The following is a 17,102-nucleotide window of genomic DNA, read 5'->3' as shown; positions in this document are numbered from 1 at the left end:
GCGTCAGCGTCCCCGTTTGGTCTGCTTGAGTGGTGGTGTGTAATCCAACACGGATGCGGCCTGTTTCATAAAGGCATTGTCGCGTTTGTCATAAATGGTTGTTGTGCTGATATCGGCATGACCTGCCATTTGACGCACGGTATTGATATCCACATTTTGCTCAAGTAAACGAGTAATAAAGGTTCGGCGTAAATCATGGGGCGACACGTTATCTACCCCTAGTTCATACAAGGTGTCTTTCACTAAGCGATAGAGTGAGGTTGGGCTTGTTGGTACGCCAAGCGTTAACTTACCAGTGAGTGTTGATTTACACAGTAGATAACCATGTTGACGGCTACGCACTTTGACCCATGCCTGCAGATTTTCCTCTACCCACACAGGCAAAAACAAGGTGCGGCTTTTATTGCCTTTCCCAGCTGCGACTACCAGTGAATGAGTTACGTTATCGTAGTCATGTAACATCAGCGCTGACAGCTCACTGCGACGTAATCCCGTACCCAGAAACAAGCTGAAAATGGCAAGGTTACGCATAGCTAACGTGCTTCTTTGAGACTTGAAATACGTGAATACCGCCGTCACTTGTTCTGTACTTAACGGCGTACCTAAATGTTCCCCGTGTTTAACTTGGTTAATGGTCTGTAAGTTGGCGACTTGTGATAACTCCGCTTTATCCATTAATGCAGCAACTTTAACGATATTCTTAATCGATATCATGGCGCGGTTAATAGAACGTGGAGACCACTTAGCATGTGTCATGACAGCACGTATTTGTAAGGCTTGTTGATAGTCAATCTGGCATAGCTTGTCGTCGAGCATAGAATCTTGCCACTGCATTAGCCGTGCAATGCTGCGCATCTGTGAGCTGATAGAGCGTTGACTGTTAACAGACAGGCGGCTCAAATACAACGCATAGGGGGTCGCTGTAGTCATAGAGAACTCCAGTAGGGTAAATAGTTTGATTTGTGTTTAGAGGGTTGAATGATAAGAGAAAAGTGATACTAGAAACACGTTCATAATATCACTTTTCGGACTGGATTTCAGTGGCTGTTTTTGACACGGTTAGGAAGCATAAACTATTTCTTATTTGTATTTTTTAACTGTTTCATTAGTTTGGATACTTCACTTTTTTCTCCTAATTTAGGTGAGGGGCTCTGTTCTTCTTTATGTTTCACTGTAGTTCTTTTGGGTTTTCCCCATTTTAAGTTTAATTTAGAGTTAACAACTCCAATATTTAAAACTATATGAACGTATTCAGTTGTGATGCTATTTGGGGCGGGCAGGCTTTTATTAAGGCAAAAATTAATATTTACTTGAGTTAACGTTAACAAAGCGAAGTCATGTAACTTAGTTAGGATTTTCAATAAATCACAGTTTTTTTTGAGGCTTATATTTTGTTTGTTGAGTAGTTGTAAGAGATTGTATTTGGGTTTTTTAAATTGTTGTGGATGCAGGCCAGAGCTTGATTGGCTAAAATATATTCCACCATTACTTCCGAAATTGTCGGTCTTAAATTGATTTTTTATGGAGAAAACTTGTTGATCAATCCAATTCTCTTGGTTTACCCAGTGTTCGAACAGGAACAAGGCCACTTTTAGCTCATCAATATCCAATGTCGGTGTTGATATCAAGTTCATAACATGTTGAGCATTTTTTATGCTTGCTTTGGCGTACCTAGCTAAATCAGCTGATTCGACAGACGGCATGTGTTCCTTAAGTAGTCTGCGGTCGGACAAGCGTTTTTCCAATAAGATGGGATTGTTTTCCGTTCCAATAAGGCCCTGAGTTTTATAAATATCTTCCATCTATTTATCCATTTGATTTTGAAGGTTATTTTTATTCGATTTTGTGTTTTATTACATCTCAAATTAAAAAAAATAATGGTTAAAGCAAGGTGTCCATCCAATATAGTCTGCGCTCCATCTCAATTCCATCTAATTTTTAGCCGAATCCATTAAGCTCTAGTGTATTAGTTTTTTTTATCTGATATCAGCACTAGAATTACTCATACTTAACCTTATGAAATATGGTGTTTTTTTGGTTTTTTTGGTTTTTTTTAAATGTACTCCAACTTTTTTTTCATTACTTCTGATCAGAAAAAAATACATTAGTTAGAGGGAATACAACCTATTGATAATCCTTATTATTGATACCTATGTAGAGTGATTTCCACTCTACATCGAAGATTTTGTATAAACAATTGAACTGAGGAGCATCAAATGGAACAAGCTAATAAGAGTATTTTACTGGACGTCAATCAGGTTGCAGGTGAAGGGAGGCAAGATTTAAGTGATGGAACAAGTGCTCCTAAAGTTGGTGAAAGCGATATTCCTGAAATTATTACTGGTGAACAAAAGTCTATCGGGCTTGGTAATCCCAAGTATAAGCCAACTCAGGAAGAGGTAAATGACACAATTGTAAATCTTTCCAATACATTTGCAGAATTTAAGTATTGGCTATTTCTAATATACATCCATGAAATGTATAAGTATCCTCCTTATAACTGTAAATCAATAAATGAATTTGTGGGGAAGCATTTAACTATTTCACGTGCAACGGTTTATCGAGTGATTGTCGAAATTAGTATTAATTACTCTATATATGGTAGTTATAACTGGCGTTCTCCAAAAATCAATTCCAATATTTGCCAGAAGCTTAATCGTGTTTTAGTTACTCAAGGTTTGAACCAACTCAAAGATTTCTGGTTGAAGTTAAATTGTAAACTAGATAAGCCTATGACGGCTAAAATTGTAGAGCAACAAATTTTTCATTATGGGAGGTTTAAATGCCTTTCAGGCAATGAAACACATAAAAGTGAACTAAAAGTACCTAATCATATTAAACCACAAAGTATTCAGAGTTTTGAAAGTAAATTTGGTGAGGATGGTTCTATTTATCCTGATAAGGATTATTTACCTTACGGAGACGAAAATCATGAATCCGATGATGAACTCGATGATGAATACGATGATGAATCTGATGATGAATACGATGATGAATACGATGATGAATCTGATGATGAATCCGATGATGAACTCGATGATGAATCCGATAATGAATCCGATGATGAATCCGATGATGAATCCGATGATGAATCCGATGATGAATCCGATGATGAATCCGATGATGAAAAAGACTACTCAGAACTTGATTGTATTATTCAATCAGTAATGACTGATATTAATTATAAAGCTTATGGTGGTGTGTACACATCTAAACTAGGAGAAGCTATTAATCTTATAGTTAAATTACATCCAATTGAATTAATGGCGCTTAATGAGTGTGTTGAGCAGATATTGTCTTTGCGAGAATCAAAAGTTGTCTCAACTTGAGACAACTTTACATATCAATTCCATTGTTTAACTAATGAGAGTGCACATCATGTCTATATACGATATGAATGTGCGTTAATAATACAACAGCAATTTTAATGGCAATAGCAGATGAGTTGAATATAGAAGAGCTAAACGATACTAAAGTATATTTCCTCTTTTATATGATGCTCAACTAGGCAGCTCTATAGATTGTGAACAGGAGTTCGATTTTTTAAAAGGAATCGATACTTAATAATAAATTGTTGTGTAAACATGTGGTTTTCTAACTGCGAGCTCGCAGCTGGAAAGCCTGCTTACACTTAAATGTCAGATTAATATACAATTGTATAGGTATTAGAGTATGAGTAGTTCTAAGCTATCTAAGAGTAAATCTAAGTCGCATACCAATGGTTTTAAGCAATCATCATTCTTTAAAAAAGTAGTGCCGAGTAAAATTTTTAATATATCAAAAACAGATAAATACCCTTTAGTTCAGCCAGAACTTAATCGTGAAATGGCTATTTTAACTAATCCTAGAACATTAAAGTATAAAACAAAAGTTAATAAAATATTAAAGTTATTAAGAAAAAGCCATGTAGTCAAGTATCAACAAAAATTAATGGCTGATCACATTAAGAATGTTTGTGCCGAAAATGTTGATATTGACTACATACGTATAGGCCTATCTTTGACATCAACAGATATAAATAAGTTGTTAAATGAGAGTAGTGGTTTAGCCTGTGTAAAAACATCAGAAAGAAGCGCTAGATTAATAGCAAAGAAAGTTAACGTTGGTAATGTTAATAAAGGGTTTAAGACTGGTGATACAAAGCCGTTCTTTACATCCAGATTTAAGTTTTTTGCAGACAATGATAGTTATAGGAACATTGATGTTTTTATCGCTAATCCCGAATATGAGCGTAATAATGGCCGAGATTTAGTTTATAACTGTGAAATTGAGTTTATTCCTACACGGTTAAGTCTCTCGCTTATTTCTTTTATGTTGTATCAGTTTAAGTCGGTATTAGGCCGTCGATATGAGCAGTTATTCAAGCATGCTTTGTTATTGGAACTACATACTGGATATATCATGCATGGCGTATCTCAATTATTCGCTTTTATGATGACAAATAACAATAAAGTTAAAAAGAGTCTTTGCTACCCATTTAATAGTCATTGGGCGACAGAAACCACCTATATAGGTGATAGATATAGCCATCATCTTATTGGCTATGATAAAACTCTCAAAGAGAATAAGAAGTTCGTAGAACGTGCCATTAAAGGACTTGTTGGCTCATTTGAACGAGTCGCTGGCGAGCTAGAAGGCATCTATGAGTGGTTCCTTTCACAAAGATGTAATTTCAGACTTGAGTCACGCCAAAACTTTAGCAAATCACCTATTGCTCTGCTGAATATGCCATCGGTTGAATCATTACTCGCAACCGTTCAGTTATTAAAACCTCAATACCTCGACGATCTCACCGATAAACAGTTAAAACGGTTAGTAAAAGATAAATCGATACAGCCGTTAGCTAAAATATTGGATAAGAAGTTTAGGAAAGTTAATGATAACAAACTCTATTTCTCTTTTGATAAGGCTCAGCTTGATGCTGCATTCAATTGTCGCCTAAATACTCTATTAGGTGCAATTTTAAGCCCTAATAAAGTTCTTGATAGCAAGCCTAAAGGTAATTACCAACAAGCAGTTAAAAGTGCTCGTGAGATATTAAAGCCGATTATCGAGAAACAGCAATTAGATTGCGATTCAGTAGAAAAAATCATTAGATCTAAAAAGTCGGCTATTTATGTTGAAGGTTGCCCTGGTGCTGGTAAAACACGGCTGATAGTAGACCGCGTGAGACATTTACTTGCTCAAGGTGTTAACCCAAGTTCTATCTGTGTGCTTGCTTTTACTAAAATTGCAGCTCATGAGTTTACATACCGACTTAAAGAGCAAAAGCTGTATTCAGATGGCATGATTGTCAGTACTTTTAGTGGTTGGTGTAACACCCTTCTTAACGAAGAGAATATGCTCCCAGCGCTTATAGATGAGCAAGCTCGTAATGCCATTCAGTCATGTATCAAAAAGTATAATAAATCTGCCGAAAGAGATAATAAATCCATTACTGTGAAGCGTTGTATCGCACTATTCAATCATATGGCGAATTTTAATAATCCCGACATTATCCTTTCTATCAAGAAAATTGATCCTTACTTGGTTGATTATACTTCAGATATTGAAGCAATTTTTAAGATTTATGATGAATATAAAAAAGGAAAGTATCGTGATTACAATGACATGCTTGTTCAAATGAGAGAAGGCTTGAGCAAGCCTGACTTCCTTGAAAAAACAACTAGTCGATATGAACACATGATAATTGACGAGATTCAAGACACAAATCTAGTTCAATGGGATATCATCAAAACAATGTATATTCATAAGGTTAAACTTTTTTGTGTAGGTGACCCTGCCCAATCTATCTTCGGCTTTCGTGGTGCTGATAGTCAGTATCTTGCTAAATTTGGACAACTATTTAAAGGTAGTAAGTTTCAACTGACGCGAAACTATAGGACTACAAAGTCCCTTGTTAAGTTATCAAATGCACTGAGATTTCAGATTAATAAGACATTTATCGGCTCTGTAAGCGTATCTAAAGATAATGAGGTAAGTGACGAGCTTGCTCAAGTTAAGTACTGCGATGAGTTAAATGATGCTGTTGTATGGCTAATCAAGAACATAAAGAATTCGAGTGAGCTTTATGCTCAACAACTAATCTTGTGCCGCTATAATGAACAAATTGAGATTATAAAAACAGCAATGATCGATGCAGGATATGAGGTTTCGAAAAAATATGTAATACAAGTCTCAGAAAATTACTCTATACCAATATTAACTTATCATTCTTCTAAAAGTCTGGAGGCTGAGAATTGCTATGTATTTGATCCCCTTTTTAGTAAAAAGAAACTTTCTACATATAAAGAAGAATTGCGTAATACCTACGTTGCTTTTACTCGATCAAAAATAGCATTGACTATACTTGTTTGTGCAACCGGATCAAAAATATATGAACTTGACGAAAAGACTTCAAAGAGACAGAGTAAGAGCATCTTTCTTAACTTACCAGATGAATTTACTCAGGTTATAGAATCTTAGTTGTTAATTATTATATAGCTTTACCAAACTCACTAGAATTTTGATCTGTTACGATTCTAATGATGTTAAATCTGCCATTTTAGAGGGATAAATTCTTTATACTTGTACCTTTAATTTTTACTGCTAAAATAACTGTAATTATATACAGTGGTGTTAGCTATGCGCGTTATCCCTATACCTGCAAGAGCAGGCATTACAGGTTTTGAAAGTCCAGCAGCTGAATACAGTCAGCTAGGCATGAGCTTGGATGATTTACTGATTGAGCATCCAAGCTCAACCTTTATAGGTATTGCTCAAGGCGAGTCGATGCAAGACGTCGGCATCTTTGATGGTGATATGATCATTGTTGATCGTCATGAGACTGCTCGAAACGGCGATGTCATCGTTGCCAATTTTAATGGCGAGTTTGTCTGTAAGATTCTAGATACCAAGCGGCGTGTTCTCCTTTCTTCTAATCAGCAATACCAACCTGTCATTATTCATGAATACGATGATTTTAGTATTGAAGGCGTAGTCACACGTTCTATTCGTTGCCACCGTCAAAGCCCTCTGTTGTGTGGTAATTAGATGTTTGCTCTAGTTGACGCTAATAGCTTCTATTGCAGTGCCGAACAAGTGTTTCGTCCAGATTGGCGCGGTAAGCCAGTTATTGTGCTAAGTAACAACGATGGGATGATTGTTGCTGCTAATCGTCAAGCTAAAGAAGCTGGCATTGGGAAGTTTCTACCTTACTTTCAAGTTAAAGCCTTATGCGCTCAACGTGGAGTTATTGTCTGTTCCTCAAATTATGAACTCTATGCTGACTTATCTAGCAAAATGATGGACATCATTGGCCGCTTTGCCCCTGAGCAACATGTTTACTCTATTGATGAAAGCTTCCTCTCTTTTAAGAACTGTTATCCAGCTATCAAATGCCTCCTTACGCAAGGCCAGTTAATCCGCCGTGCTGTGTGGAAAGAAGCGCGGCTAGCAGTCTGTGTGGGTATTGGTGAAACACTTACTCTTGCTAAAATCGCCAACCATGCAGCTAAGAAGATTGAGGGCTATAAAGGGGTTTGTTTCATTAGTAATGAGCAAGAGCGTATAGCTATTTTAAAGCAGCTTGCTGTAGGGGATGTTTGGGGCATAGGACGTCGAATAAGTAAGAAGCTTGAGCTAATGAATATCCGTACAGCGTTTCAACTCGCGTCTATGCCGCCGACACTGGCAAGAAAGCAATTTAGTATTGAAATAGAACGTACCGTTCGTGAGCTTAACGGCCAAGCCTGTAAAGTATGGGATGAGGTGAGGGCAGATAAAAAGCAGATATTTTCGACTAGAAGCGTAGGTGAGCGCATCACTGATTTTGAGTCGTTACAGCAAGCATTGAGTAAGCATGTTGCTATCGCATCGAGTAAAGCACGTAAGCAAGGCTCAAACTGTAAGACTATGCTGATTTTTGCCAGTAATTCACCCCATGATGAACGACCAGTAAGCTACAAAGCTATTGTGCATTTCCCATGTCCAACTAACTGCACTGTTGAGCTAACCAAAGCTATGAGTGAAGCCGCCCCAAAGCTTTTTCGTGAAGGCATACATTATTACAAAATCGGTATAGGGCTTATCGATTTAGCCAGCGAAAAGCATAACCAATTCGATTTGTTTAACCCTCCTAAAGCTAATCCAGCTTTGATGCATACGCTAGATGACATTAACCAACGCTATGGCAGTGATACGATGTTTCTAGCAGCTCAAGGCATAGAGCACAAGTGGTCAATGCGCCGTGACCTGCTAACGCCTCAATACACAACCAAATGGCTCAGTGTACCCAGCATTAAGTGTTAACGAGGTTTTACCCGAAAGAACTTTGCTCAATACTGTTAGTCATTATATAAAACAAACAAATACTAGAACGGATTTAATAAATCGCTATCAAAGTTTAAGCCTTCAAGCTCTGAATTAATAAATAATCTCTTAAAAGCCTCATTGCAATATATAGAATAGCCGCCTTGTAATTTTGACTTAAAAAGTAGCTTATTTTGAATATCTTCATTCAAAAAAGCTAATGACTTAAGACCGTCTTCAAAGCCATCTATATAGTTCATTTCACATAAAGTTGGATCTTCATTCGCAAAAACTTGAGGATTAAATAACATTAAAGACTCTCCATCAGCATTGACCTTTACAAATTCACCATAGGGATGGATTTTATCGCCGAGAAATAGATATGCTGATTGAGTCAATAATAGAAAATTTCCAAGTACATTTATGTCAAAATTTTGCTTTCGTGCTTGTGGAATAAAATTGCAGTCAAACTCACCATCCCACAAGTCCGCTATATTGGAATTATCATAGGGTAATGCCATTAGTTTTCTTACCACGACCTCGAAGGTGAGGTCAGTATTACTTACTATTTGATTAGTCATTGTTACAGTATTTAAATCAACTAAATCATATGAGCCATTAGGCTTTTTCAAATAGTATGCGCTCATAGTCCTTTCCACTGTTCATCTTTGGCATCAAATATAGTACTTGGTAACGTGCCTGTTTTTATATGAGTTTTCATACTACTTAACCTTCTAGAAAACTGTTCTTTATTTGGTACTCTCTGCCCGCCAAGATTTATACCTATCCAAGATTCGTAGTTATAGCGATGAAGCTTTCGGTGTACTGGCGCACTCTCAGTTGCCCAGTTTATACTTTTGTTTTTCATAAAGTTTATTAACCATGTGCCATTAATTGGGTCATTGATACCAAACCCTACTAAATGGAAATTCAATCTAGCACTTAAAATTGCAAATTGATTAAACCTACCGACACCAGGAATTATATGATGAGCTTCATGATTAACCGTTGGCTTAGGTTCACCAATAGCCCTTAAAAATTGAGCTAGTTTATCTGTAGGGTGATGCTCTTCATTAGTCAATTTTTCTATTGTCGCTTTACTAGCTTGATCTCTGTATTCAGCTAAAGCAGCCTGAGCTATTGATATGGAACTAATGCGATCCTTTTCTCTTTGAAGGTGGCGAAAATCATTATTTAGTTGTTCAAGTAAAGCTTCACTTGGATTCGAAGTCGCTTTCTTATCGAAATATTTTTTAGCTAACAACTCAAAATTGTAAACAGCCATTTCAAGAGATGAAGGGTTTGATGGTCTAGATGGGCGTGGGTATTCCTTTAACTTATTCATGTTTTATGTACTCCATTACATATAAAAACTTGAACGTAATTTAAAACAGAATTGATAAATATACAAATATCATTTGCTTAAGGTCGGCATGAAATCCATAACCTCTAATTCAACCACTTAAATGCAATACGACAAGGAATAGAGCACAAGTGGCTAAGTGTACCCAGCATTAAGTGCTAACTAGGTTTTTGCTTTGATTAATGTTTTCACTGTTAGTATTACTCATATGCTTGGTCTGACTAGATAAATCAGGCATTATCTAGTCACTGTTCCTTAGCTTGAAGTTCTCAATGAACCTCCTCAAAATTGGTCTACCACTCTTTCTACTGGCTCTCAGCTCTACAGCCATTGCAGCAGGAAATACATCTAATGATTCATTCAACAAAGCAAAAAAGATGCTCGAGCGGGAGGTCTATCAAGATCACCGCGTAACCATCTACTGTGGTGCTAAATTTGACGCTAAAAAGAACATCGAAGCACCTACAGGTTTTGTTACTTCTAAATACATTAAACGGGCAAAACGGGTTGAGTGGGAACATGTAGTTCCGGCGGAGAACTTTGGCAGAGCCTTCAGTGAGTGGCGTGATGGTCACAAGAGTTGTGTCGATAACAAAGGTAAGTCGTTTAAGGGACGTAAGTGTGCTGAGAAGATGAATACAGAGTATCGATATATGCAAGCCGATATGCACAATCTTTTCCCTGCCATCGGTGCAGTAAACGCACTACGCAGCAACTACAACTTTACTATGCTGCCCTCAGCGGTGTCTGACTTTGGTAGTTGTGATATGCGTATCGATGATCGTAAGGCACAACCACCGATAGCTGCTCGTGGCGTTATAGCTCGAACACACATGTATATGGAACAGACATATCCTAAGTACAAAATGAGTAAACAACAAAGTCAATTAATGAAAGTTTGGGACAAACAAGATCCAGTTTCTAAGTGGGAGTGTAAGCGGTCAAAACGTATTGAAAACCTTCAGGGGAATGCAAATACAGTGGTCGAGAGCCGTTGTCAATCAGTTGGTTTGTAGGCGTTTAGATGAGCGGCTAGCTCGCTTATGCCCCAAAGCTCCTACGTTTACTGCTACAGCACTTTTCTGAGTTTGAATATGAACCGTTATTTGACCACAGCAAATTTAGATGAATTAGAACGGCGATTGAACTTATAAATACAACAAAGACTACGGATTATCGTAGCCTTTTTCTTTTGTCGTACGTTAATAAAGTAGAAAATTTAGAACCTTTGACCGTAAGGCCGTTGATTTGGACATGGAGAGAAATCAAATTGATTATAGTTATGTCTCGGCCATGATGTTCGATTGTTATCTATGTTTTAGTGAGTTAAAAATCATTGTCTTAATTGATTTAACTACTTGTAGTATCAATTTTAAAGTGTAGTCTCATACTGTATATTAAGACGATAAAACTGACTTTACACAGCATGGTTGATATTAACTGATGGAACAAGATGCAATTAAGCTACAAATAAGAGACTGGCTTTCCAGAAGGGTACCGGCGGTTGGCGTAAGAGATGTCATAGGTTTACCTGTTGCTATTGGTTCTGATATTGGGAATGTTCGAAAAGAAAATCAGGATAGAGCTGTTATATTAAGAGCTCAAGTTTCTACGAATAAATTTTTTCTAGTCGGTGTTTTATGTGATGGTATGGGCGGAATGGTTGAAGGGGGGGGGTGTGCATCTCTGGCTGTTGCTTCTTTTATATCTAGTTGCATTAGAAATAGAAAAATACCCGTAAAAGAACGTTTAGTTAAAGCGGTCGAATTGGCTAATGGAGATGTTTTTCAAGAGTATAGTGGTAAAGGTGGTGCAACTTTATCTGCTTTTATCATGGATAGTGATGGGCATTTTGAGGCAATAAACGTCGGTGATAGCCGTATTTATGTAAGTGACAACCATGACATGCATCAGGTGTCTGTTGATGACACCATCGCGGGTCAATTAAACCAACAAGAGCCATCATCGCAGTTAAGTAATAAACTATTACAATTTGTTGGTATAGGAAGAGATATTGAACCTCACTTACTCGATATGCCATCACCTAATACAATAGCAAAAATGATTATCACAAGTGATGGTGTCCATTACTTGAATGATAATACATTGAAGTCAATGTTAGTTCAAAATGCGTCTTCCTTAGAATTGTCAAAGCGATTCATTCATGTAGCAAAATGGTGTGGTGGGCACGATAATTCTACTGTTATAACTTTGTCTGATATTTCTTCAATTTCATCTTCATCTGACAATGTTAAGACGGGAACAGTGCAACTCTGGGATCCATATGGTGATGTACAGTTTATAGGTATAGAAAAGAGTCAGCAAGTTGACCCTCCTTCTTTAGTAACTAATGAAGAATTGAATGAATCTGATATTGACGTTGATTTAGTTAGTGATAATAGTACGCCTGAGGATGTACTTGTTAAAGCTTCAGTAAAACAAAAACGGAAAAGTAAAAAGGCAGAGAAAGATAATTCTCCAAAGAAAAAGCCTCAATTAAGGATTGATTTTAATGACTAGCAGTTCAATACCTGTTCTTCCTCCTCGATATATTCCTGATGGTAGCAGTGGTAGCGGTGGTTTTAGTGATGTGTTTTTTTGCCATGACACCCACTTACAGCGAAAAATAGCTATAAAAACGATTAAAGATTTAACTGAATTAGATAGGCTTAAAGACGAAATATCGGCATTAATGAAATTACGTTCAAAGCATGTAGTACAGGCTTTTGATATTATTGAAAATATAGATGTCTCATTCGCTATAGTTATGGAATATATCGACGGGTGTGATTTATTTGATATCAATTTTAAAAGTCTAAATTCTTTAGATTTATTGAAAATATTATGGCAGGTGGCCTCAGGTATTACAGATATTCATTCTGCAGGGCTGATTCATAGAGATATCAAGCCTAACAATATGAAATTGGATGCTGAAGGTATTCTGAAGATTTTTGATTTTGGTTTGGCGCGCAATATAGGTAGAGAAGCCAGAACTGTTGGGTTTAAAGGCACTATAGGCTTTTCAGCTCCAGAACAGTTTAAAATTGATGAGGTCTCATTTACATCCGCTATTGATGTATATGCTTTTGGTGCAACAGCACTATATTTAGCAACGCAAGATTTACCCAAAGAATTGAAAGCTAAAATTCCACCCTTACCCTTACCCGATAATGCTTTTAATTGCGAATTACTTAACGATTACCCACAATTGATTATACTTTTTGAAAAGTGTTTATCTACAGAGCCAGCCAATAGACCAACAATGAAAGATGTTAGGGATGAGATAAGTAAATATCTTCTTTTTGATAAACATCAAGCTCTTGCCGTAATAAATGGTGTTCCCCATATCCTTAATTTTAAGGCTCGAACAGCTAAGTTAGGGCTAGGTAAAATTGGTTCCTTTGAACTTTACTACGATGGCTTTGATTTTCTATTAAAAAATGTGTTGGGTGAAGTGTACGTGAATAATCGATATGTAACAGAGGATATAAAAATACCTGGAGCTTGTGTTGTTGGTATAGGCGCGAGACATCGTCATTATAGCGAGCGAAGTTTTATTACATTTGATGTTTCTAATCCGGAGGTTGCACTATGAATGGACCACATAATGCAGGAGATTGGATAGCTTCAAGATACCATATTACTGACTTCGTTGGCGAAGGCGGGATGCAATTTGTGTATAAAGCTCATGATGTAATACTTGACCGATATGTAGCGTTGAAAACTCCTAAAGACTCAACTGCGGAAAAACGTTTTCATCGAAGTGCAATTGTCTCTGCTAAAGTAAATCACCCTAATATCGCGAAAACATTGGATTATTTAGAGCAGAATGATCGGCCATATTTAGTTGAAGAATTAGTTGATGGCTTAGATTTATCTAAAGCAATTTTGCAGAATCTTGACTATTTAGACCCATTTTTAGTTGCTCGAATTTTTCATCATTTATCTAAAGGGTTGGCAGCATCACATCATGCTGGAGTTATACATAGAGATTTAAAACCCACTAATATTATGGTTAGTGGAAGTTATCAATTAACAGCTTTAAAAATTACCGATTTTGGTATAGCTAAGATGGCAGAAGAAGAAATCGTTGAAGCCGTAGAGGGCGGAGATATTACGAATAGTACATCTGCTACTGCGGTTGGTGCATTACCTTATATGGCACCAGAAGCAATTGAAACTCCAAGAGAAGTTGGTTTAAAGGCTGATGTTTGGTCATTAGGTGCAATGATGTATGAACTATTAACAGGGCAAAAACCTTTTGGTTCTGGACTTCGTGCTGTTAGGCATATAGTTGAGGGTAAATATGATCCTTTTCCTGCATTTTTAACATCTAACCCACAGTTCAGTTATCTATCAACAGAGTTAATATCCCTCATTAAATCCTGCTTAATAGTTAATGTAAGTGAGCGGCCTACAGCTGATCAATTAGTTGATAAATGTAGTTTTCTTTGTTACCAAGTCAGCCAACGTTATATTGGCACCATAAAAGATATTAATTATAGAAAATGGGGGTTTATTACCGTTCCAGATCAAAGTGATGTTTTTTATCATATTGATAGTATGTATGGGAAAAAACCTATTATTGGTGAAAAGGTTATGTTCTCAAAATATTCGGGTGACGGGGCAGATCGCGCGCTTCCCATTGTGCGGTTAAAGCAATAAATCTAACAAAAACTGGAGTTATGCTTAAATGCCTAGTGACGGTCTAGTAAGTTGGGAGGCTATAATAGCCTGCATTTCTAGTCTATCCCAAAAGGGTAGGTGTATACGGTGGTAAACATGCTTCCATTTGTATCAATAGCTTGCTACAGCATCCAATCTAGTAGCCGTTACTAGGTAAGACGAAACTTAGGTGGTTATTTATGACTTGAAAGAAGGGCGTCACTCCTCTTTCAATCTTAAAAATAACCGAAAGTTACATTCTTTATTAGTGAGTATGCTTTGATATTTCACTAATACTTGATGGCGATACTTATTGAGTTACATAGTAACTGTTCAATGATGTGTAGTATGGAGCTTGCAATTTGTGGGAATCAGGATGATTTGGAACTAGTGAAAAGTACAATTCCTATGTATGAGGCTGCAATGCTTAACATCGATAAATGCTTACAAAGCTTGTACGAAGAACTTGAATTTTCATCTAAAGAAAAAGAGAGATAACAAAGGCATTAAGGTAACGCTTTACTCTCGGCGGTTTTGGTTTGGAGTTCAACTGTCTTGGTGAGTGTGGCATAGAGCACCTTATGCCAAGCGTAAGAATTTGGAGGTAATATGCAGCCAGCATGGTCATTTGATGACTTTAAAGAAAAGTATTTTTTTCATACTAAACACAAACATGATGTGTTTAGCCAAATAGAAGAAGCAACAATATCGCCAGTCTTGGCTAGTTTGCGCGGAGTGTAGTGGATGACATTTACTGGACAATCAATTATAGGTTTTGCCATTATTCTATTAACTAATTTGAGCTAAATTAGCAGTGTAGTTGACAAGTTTTTGTCCAGAAACGGGCTAAGGGATTGACTCATTTATGCCCCAAAGTGTGTTTCGCAGTTCAAAAGGGAAATAGTGCGAATAAAGCTTTATCTATAGAAAAACTAATGTGGTGTAGCTACTTTCAGCCGAGAAGTTATATATGTCCCATCTTTTGGTGATTTCGTCTTGTGCCAACTCACCTCTAGCCCACGCCTCATATGAAGTTCTTGTTCATCAACTCGCAAATTTGCTAGCGGCTTCCTTCAGACCAATCCTCGCGGATAAGCCCTTGCCATTCGCTAGTATTTAATATTAAATAACATATTGTTATTTAAACGGTGACCTTCCAGAAGAGGACTTTCGCCTCCTTAGTTCATGCCCATGCTGGGCGTATACAAGCGCGTACACATGACCTTCGGCAACTTTCACCCTTATTGCTGTTACAAAAGTCCGACTGTTATATCGGCCCGTGACGCGGGCGTTAAGTTTTAAGATAAATCGGAGTAAACGTCAGATGATGAGAGGTGTGTTTATAGGAGCAGGAGCTTCGTATGAAGTAGGAATGCCTTTAGTATGGGAATTTACTCAGACTCTTAGAGAAAATATTCTTAAACGACTTGACTCTAAGCTCTTTAACTTTGAAACGGATGATGAATTAAAGTCATTTTTTATTGAAATCTTGAGCAATGAAGATCTCCATTATGAGCAAATTGTCGGTTTGCTCGAAAAAAAACACATTGAAGCTCGAGCTAATAACCAAAGAATACACGGAGTAATTGTTCAACTAATAGAATGTATACAGTTGTTGCTATTGGAAGAGCAATCTAACACACTTAAATTTTTATCTGAGAAAATAAAAGACTATTACGGAATAAAATCTTTAATAAATCAAGAAAGGGTTTTAAATATCTTCTCCCTAAATCACGATATAGTTTTTGAAGAAATTCTAGATTTTTACAAAATTCCGTATAAAGATGGATTTTATAAAAGAGAAACTAATTACAATCATATCGCTAAATTTAAAGCAGTTACATCATTTGAGTTGGAAAATGGAGACCTAGATTTTTTCAAACCTAATGAGTGTGGTATAAACCTCATTAAACTACATGGTTCATTAGATGTATTTGCTGCTGAAGATCAAAATCTCTTCTTAAAGTCATATGGTGAGACTAGTTTCGTCGGTTCAAACTATGCTGAGATAAGAAAGGTAGAAGATAGAAATCTCGAGATACTTCAAAGAGATGGTGTTAGAACTACAAATGAGTTGTGTGTTCATGACCGTTCAGGGGAACTTCAATTTTTAAGACGGTCATTACTGTCTGGTGCTCATAAGTTCAAAGGTCTATTCGATCAAATAATTCCTGTATCACTATTACAATTTTTCAAGCAACAACTCAACCTCATAGATCAGCTAACAGTTATAGGTTACAGCTTCGGAGATGAGCATATCAATGATGCGCTAAAACAATGGCTGGAATGCGAGTCTCGAACCATTGTAGTTTATGACCCATATAGGAGTGATATTCCTGATGAATTTGATAATTATAGAGATCAATTCACATTAATAAAGGGTGGCCTCACAGATTATTTTCTCAAATATGACTCATCTCAAGAATCATGGGTAACAGAATCTAGGCGAGAAATGCTTAAGACTGTACGAGACAACCTTAAATCTAGACGTCTAGGTAAAAAAACTAACAAAAAATCCAGATGACATCTACGGCGCACCAGCTTTAGATGTTAATCCATAAAAATTTTAATCTGAAACTCACGAATTAAAACTAGAAATCTAGCTCGCTTTTGTCCACTAACGTGTTAGAGCACTGTTATTCGATTATGACAAAGCTATAGTGATAAGAAGTCGAATTTTCAGATTCATCTATATCAAGCTAAGTTAGTGTTAGACGTCAACTAGCTTGTCCTATGCGCGTCAATTAAGTTGGCCGCTTTTGTCGTTTAATTTCATAGCTTGTTT

The 17,102-nt window shown here is 36.8% G+C and carries 14 protein-coding genes; 10 read left to right on the top strand and 4 right to left on the bottom strand.

Features of this window, described 5'->3' with window-relative positions:
- Positions 1-3: 3 nt before the first annotated feature.
- Positions 4-930: a tyrosine-type recombinase/integrase gene (locus AAEZ02_RS14985; RefSeq protein ID WP_351000174.1), complete on the bottom strand. Its 927-nt coding sequence runs from the start codon at positions 928-930 to the stop codon at positions 4-6.
- Between the two features lie 143 nt (positions 931-1,073).
- Complete coding sequence (locus AAEZ02_RS14980) at positions 1,074-1,802, bottom strand: hypothetical protein (RefSeq protein ID WP_351000171.1); 729 nt, start codon at positions 1,800-1,802, stop codon at positions 1,074-1,076.
- Positions 1,803-2,216: 414 nt separating this feature from the next.
- On the opposite strand from AAEZ02_RS14980, the gene AAEZ02_RS14975 reads away from it, so the two are divergent.
- The 4 genes from AAEZ02_RS14975 to AAEZ02_RS14960 all read left to right on the top strand — a co-directional run bounded on the left by AAEZ02_RS14975 (position 2,217) and on the right by AAEZ02_RS14960 (position 8,289).
- Positions 2,217-3,329 carry a hypothetical protein gene (locus AAEZ02_RS14975; RefSeq protein WP_351123829.1) on the top strand — a complete coding sequence of 371 codons (1,113 nt, stop codon included), beginning with the start codon at positions 2,217-2,219 and terminating at the stop codon, positions 3,327-3,329.
- Between the two features lie 343 nt (positions 3,330-3,672).
- Entirely contained in the window at positions 3,673-6,465 is a 2,793-nt protein-coding gene (locus AAEZ02_RS14970) for a UvrD-helicase domain-containing protein (protein WP_351123826.1), read from the top strand.
- A gap of 159 nt (positions 6,466-6,624) precedes the next feature.
- A complete protein-coding gene (locus tag AAEZ02_RS14965; RefSeq protein WP_192114302.1) occupies positions 6,625-7,032 on the top strand; it encodes a LexA family protein in 408 nt (135 codons plus the stop codon).
- Positions 7,033-8,289 (top strand): Y-family DNA polymerase, encoded by a 1,257-nt coding sequence (locus tag AAEZ02_RS14960; RefSeq protein ID WP_350997984.1) that lies wholly within the window; start codon positions 7,033-7,035, stop codon positions 8,287-8,289.
- A 62-nt stretch (positions 8,290-8,351) separates the two neighbouring features.
- Here AAEZ02_RS14960 and AAEZ02_RS14955 read toward each other — a convergent pair whose 3' ends face one another.
- Both AAEZ02_RS14955 and AAEZ02_RS14950 read right to left on the bottom strand, forming a co-directional pair.
- Entirely contained in the window at positions 8,352-8,936 is a 585-nt protein-coding gene (locus tag AAEZ02_RS14955) for a hypothetical protein (RefSeq protein ID WP_350997981.1), read from the bottom strand.
- The gene (locus tag AAEZ02_RS14950; protein WP_350997978.1) at positions 8,933-9,634 is read right to left on the bottom strand and encodes an AHH domain-containing protein; all 702 of its coding nucleotides are present in this window, start codon (positions 9,632-9,634) and stop codon (positions 8,933-8,935) included. Before AAEZ02_RS14950 ends, AAEZ02_RS14955 begins: the two co-directional genes overlap by 4 nt.
- Positions 9,635-9,924: 290 nt before the next feature.
- On the opposite strand from AAEZ02_RS14950, the gene AAEZ02_RS14945 reads away from it, so the two are divergent.
- The 6 genes from AAEZ02_RS14945 (at position 9,925) to AAEZ02_RS14920 (ending at position 16,841) form a co-directional block, all read left to right on the top strand.
- Positions 9,925-10,668 carry an endonuclease gene (locus AAEZ02_RS14945; protein WP_350997975.1) on the top strand — a complete coding sequence of 248 codons (744 nt, stop codon included), beginning with the start codon at positions 9,925-9,927 and terminating at the stop codon, positions 10,666-10,668.
- Between the two features lie 427 nt (positions 10,669-11,095).
- Positions 11,096-12,172, top strand: coding sequence for a PP2C family protein-serine/threonine phosphatase (locus AAEZ02_RS14940; protein ID WP_350997972.1), 1,077 nt, complete (start codon positions 11,096-11,098; stop codon positions 12,170-12,172).
- The gene (locus AAEZ02_RS14935; protein WP_350997969.1) at positions 12,165-13,247 is read left to right on the top strand and encodes a serine/threonine-protein kinase; all 1,083 of its coding nucleotides are present in this window, start codon (positions 12,165-12,167) and stop codon (positions 13,245-13,247) included. Before AAEZ02_RS14940 ends, AAEZ02_RS14935 begins: the two co-directional genes overlap by 8 nt.
- Positions 13,244-14,317, top strand: a complete 1,074-nt coding sequence (locus AAEZ02_RS14930) for a serine/threonine-protein kinase (RefSeq protein ID WP_350997966.1) — start codon at positions 13,244-13,246, stop codon at positions 14,315-14,317. Before AAEZ02_RS14935 ends, AAEZ02_RS14930 begins: the two co-directional genes overlap by 4 nt.
- Before the next feature lie 609 nt (positions 14,318-14,926).
- Complete coding sequence (locus AAEZ02_RS14925) at positions 14,927-15,058, top strand: hypothetical protein (protein WP_350997960.1); 132 nt, start codon at positions 14,927-14,929, stop codon at positions 15,056-15,058.
- Positions 15,059-15,641: 583 nt separating this feature from the next.
- Positions 15,642-16,841, top strand: coding sequence for a hypothetical protein (locus AAEZ02_RS14920; protein WP_350997958.1), 1,200 nt, complete (start codon positions 15,642-15,644; stop codon positions 16,839-16,841).
- Positions 16,842-17,102 lie beyond the last annotated feature (261 nt).

Origin of the sequence: Shewanella sp. T24-MNA-CIBAN-0130 (assembly GCF_040310185.1) — a bacterium.
Lineage (GTDB): Bacteria > Pseudomonadota > Gammaproteobacteria > Enterobacterales > Shewanellaceae > Shewanella > Shewanella psychromarinicola.
The sequence above is the reverse complement of the archived record's forward strand: the minus strand, read 5'-3'. Positions and strand labels throughout refer to the sequence as shown.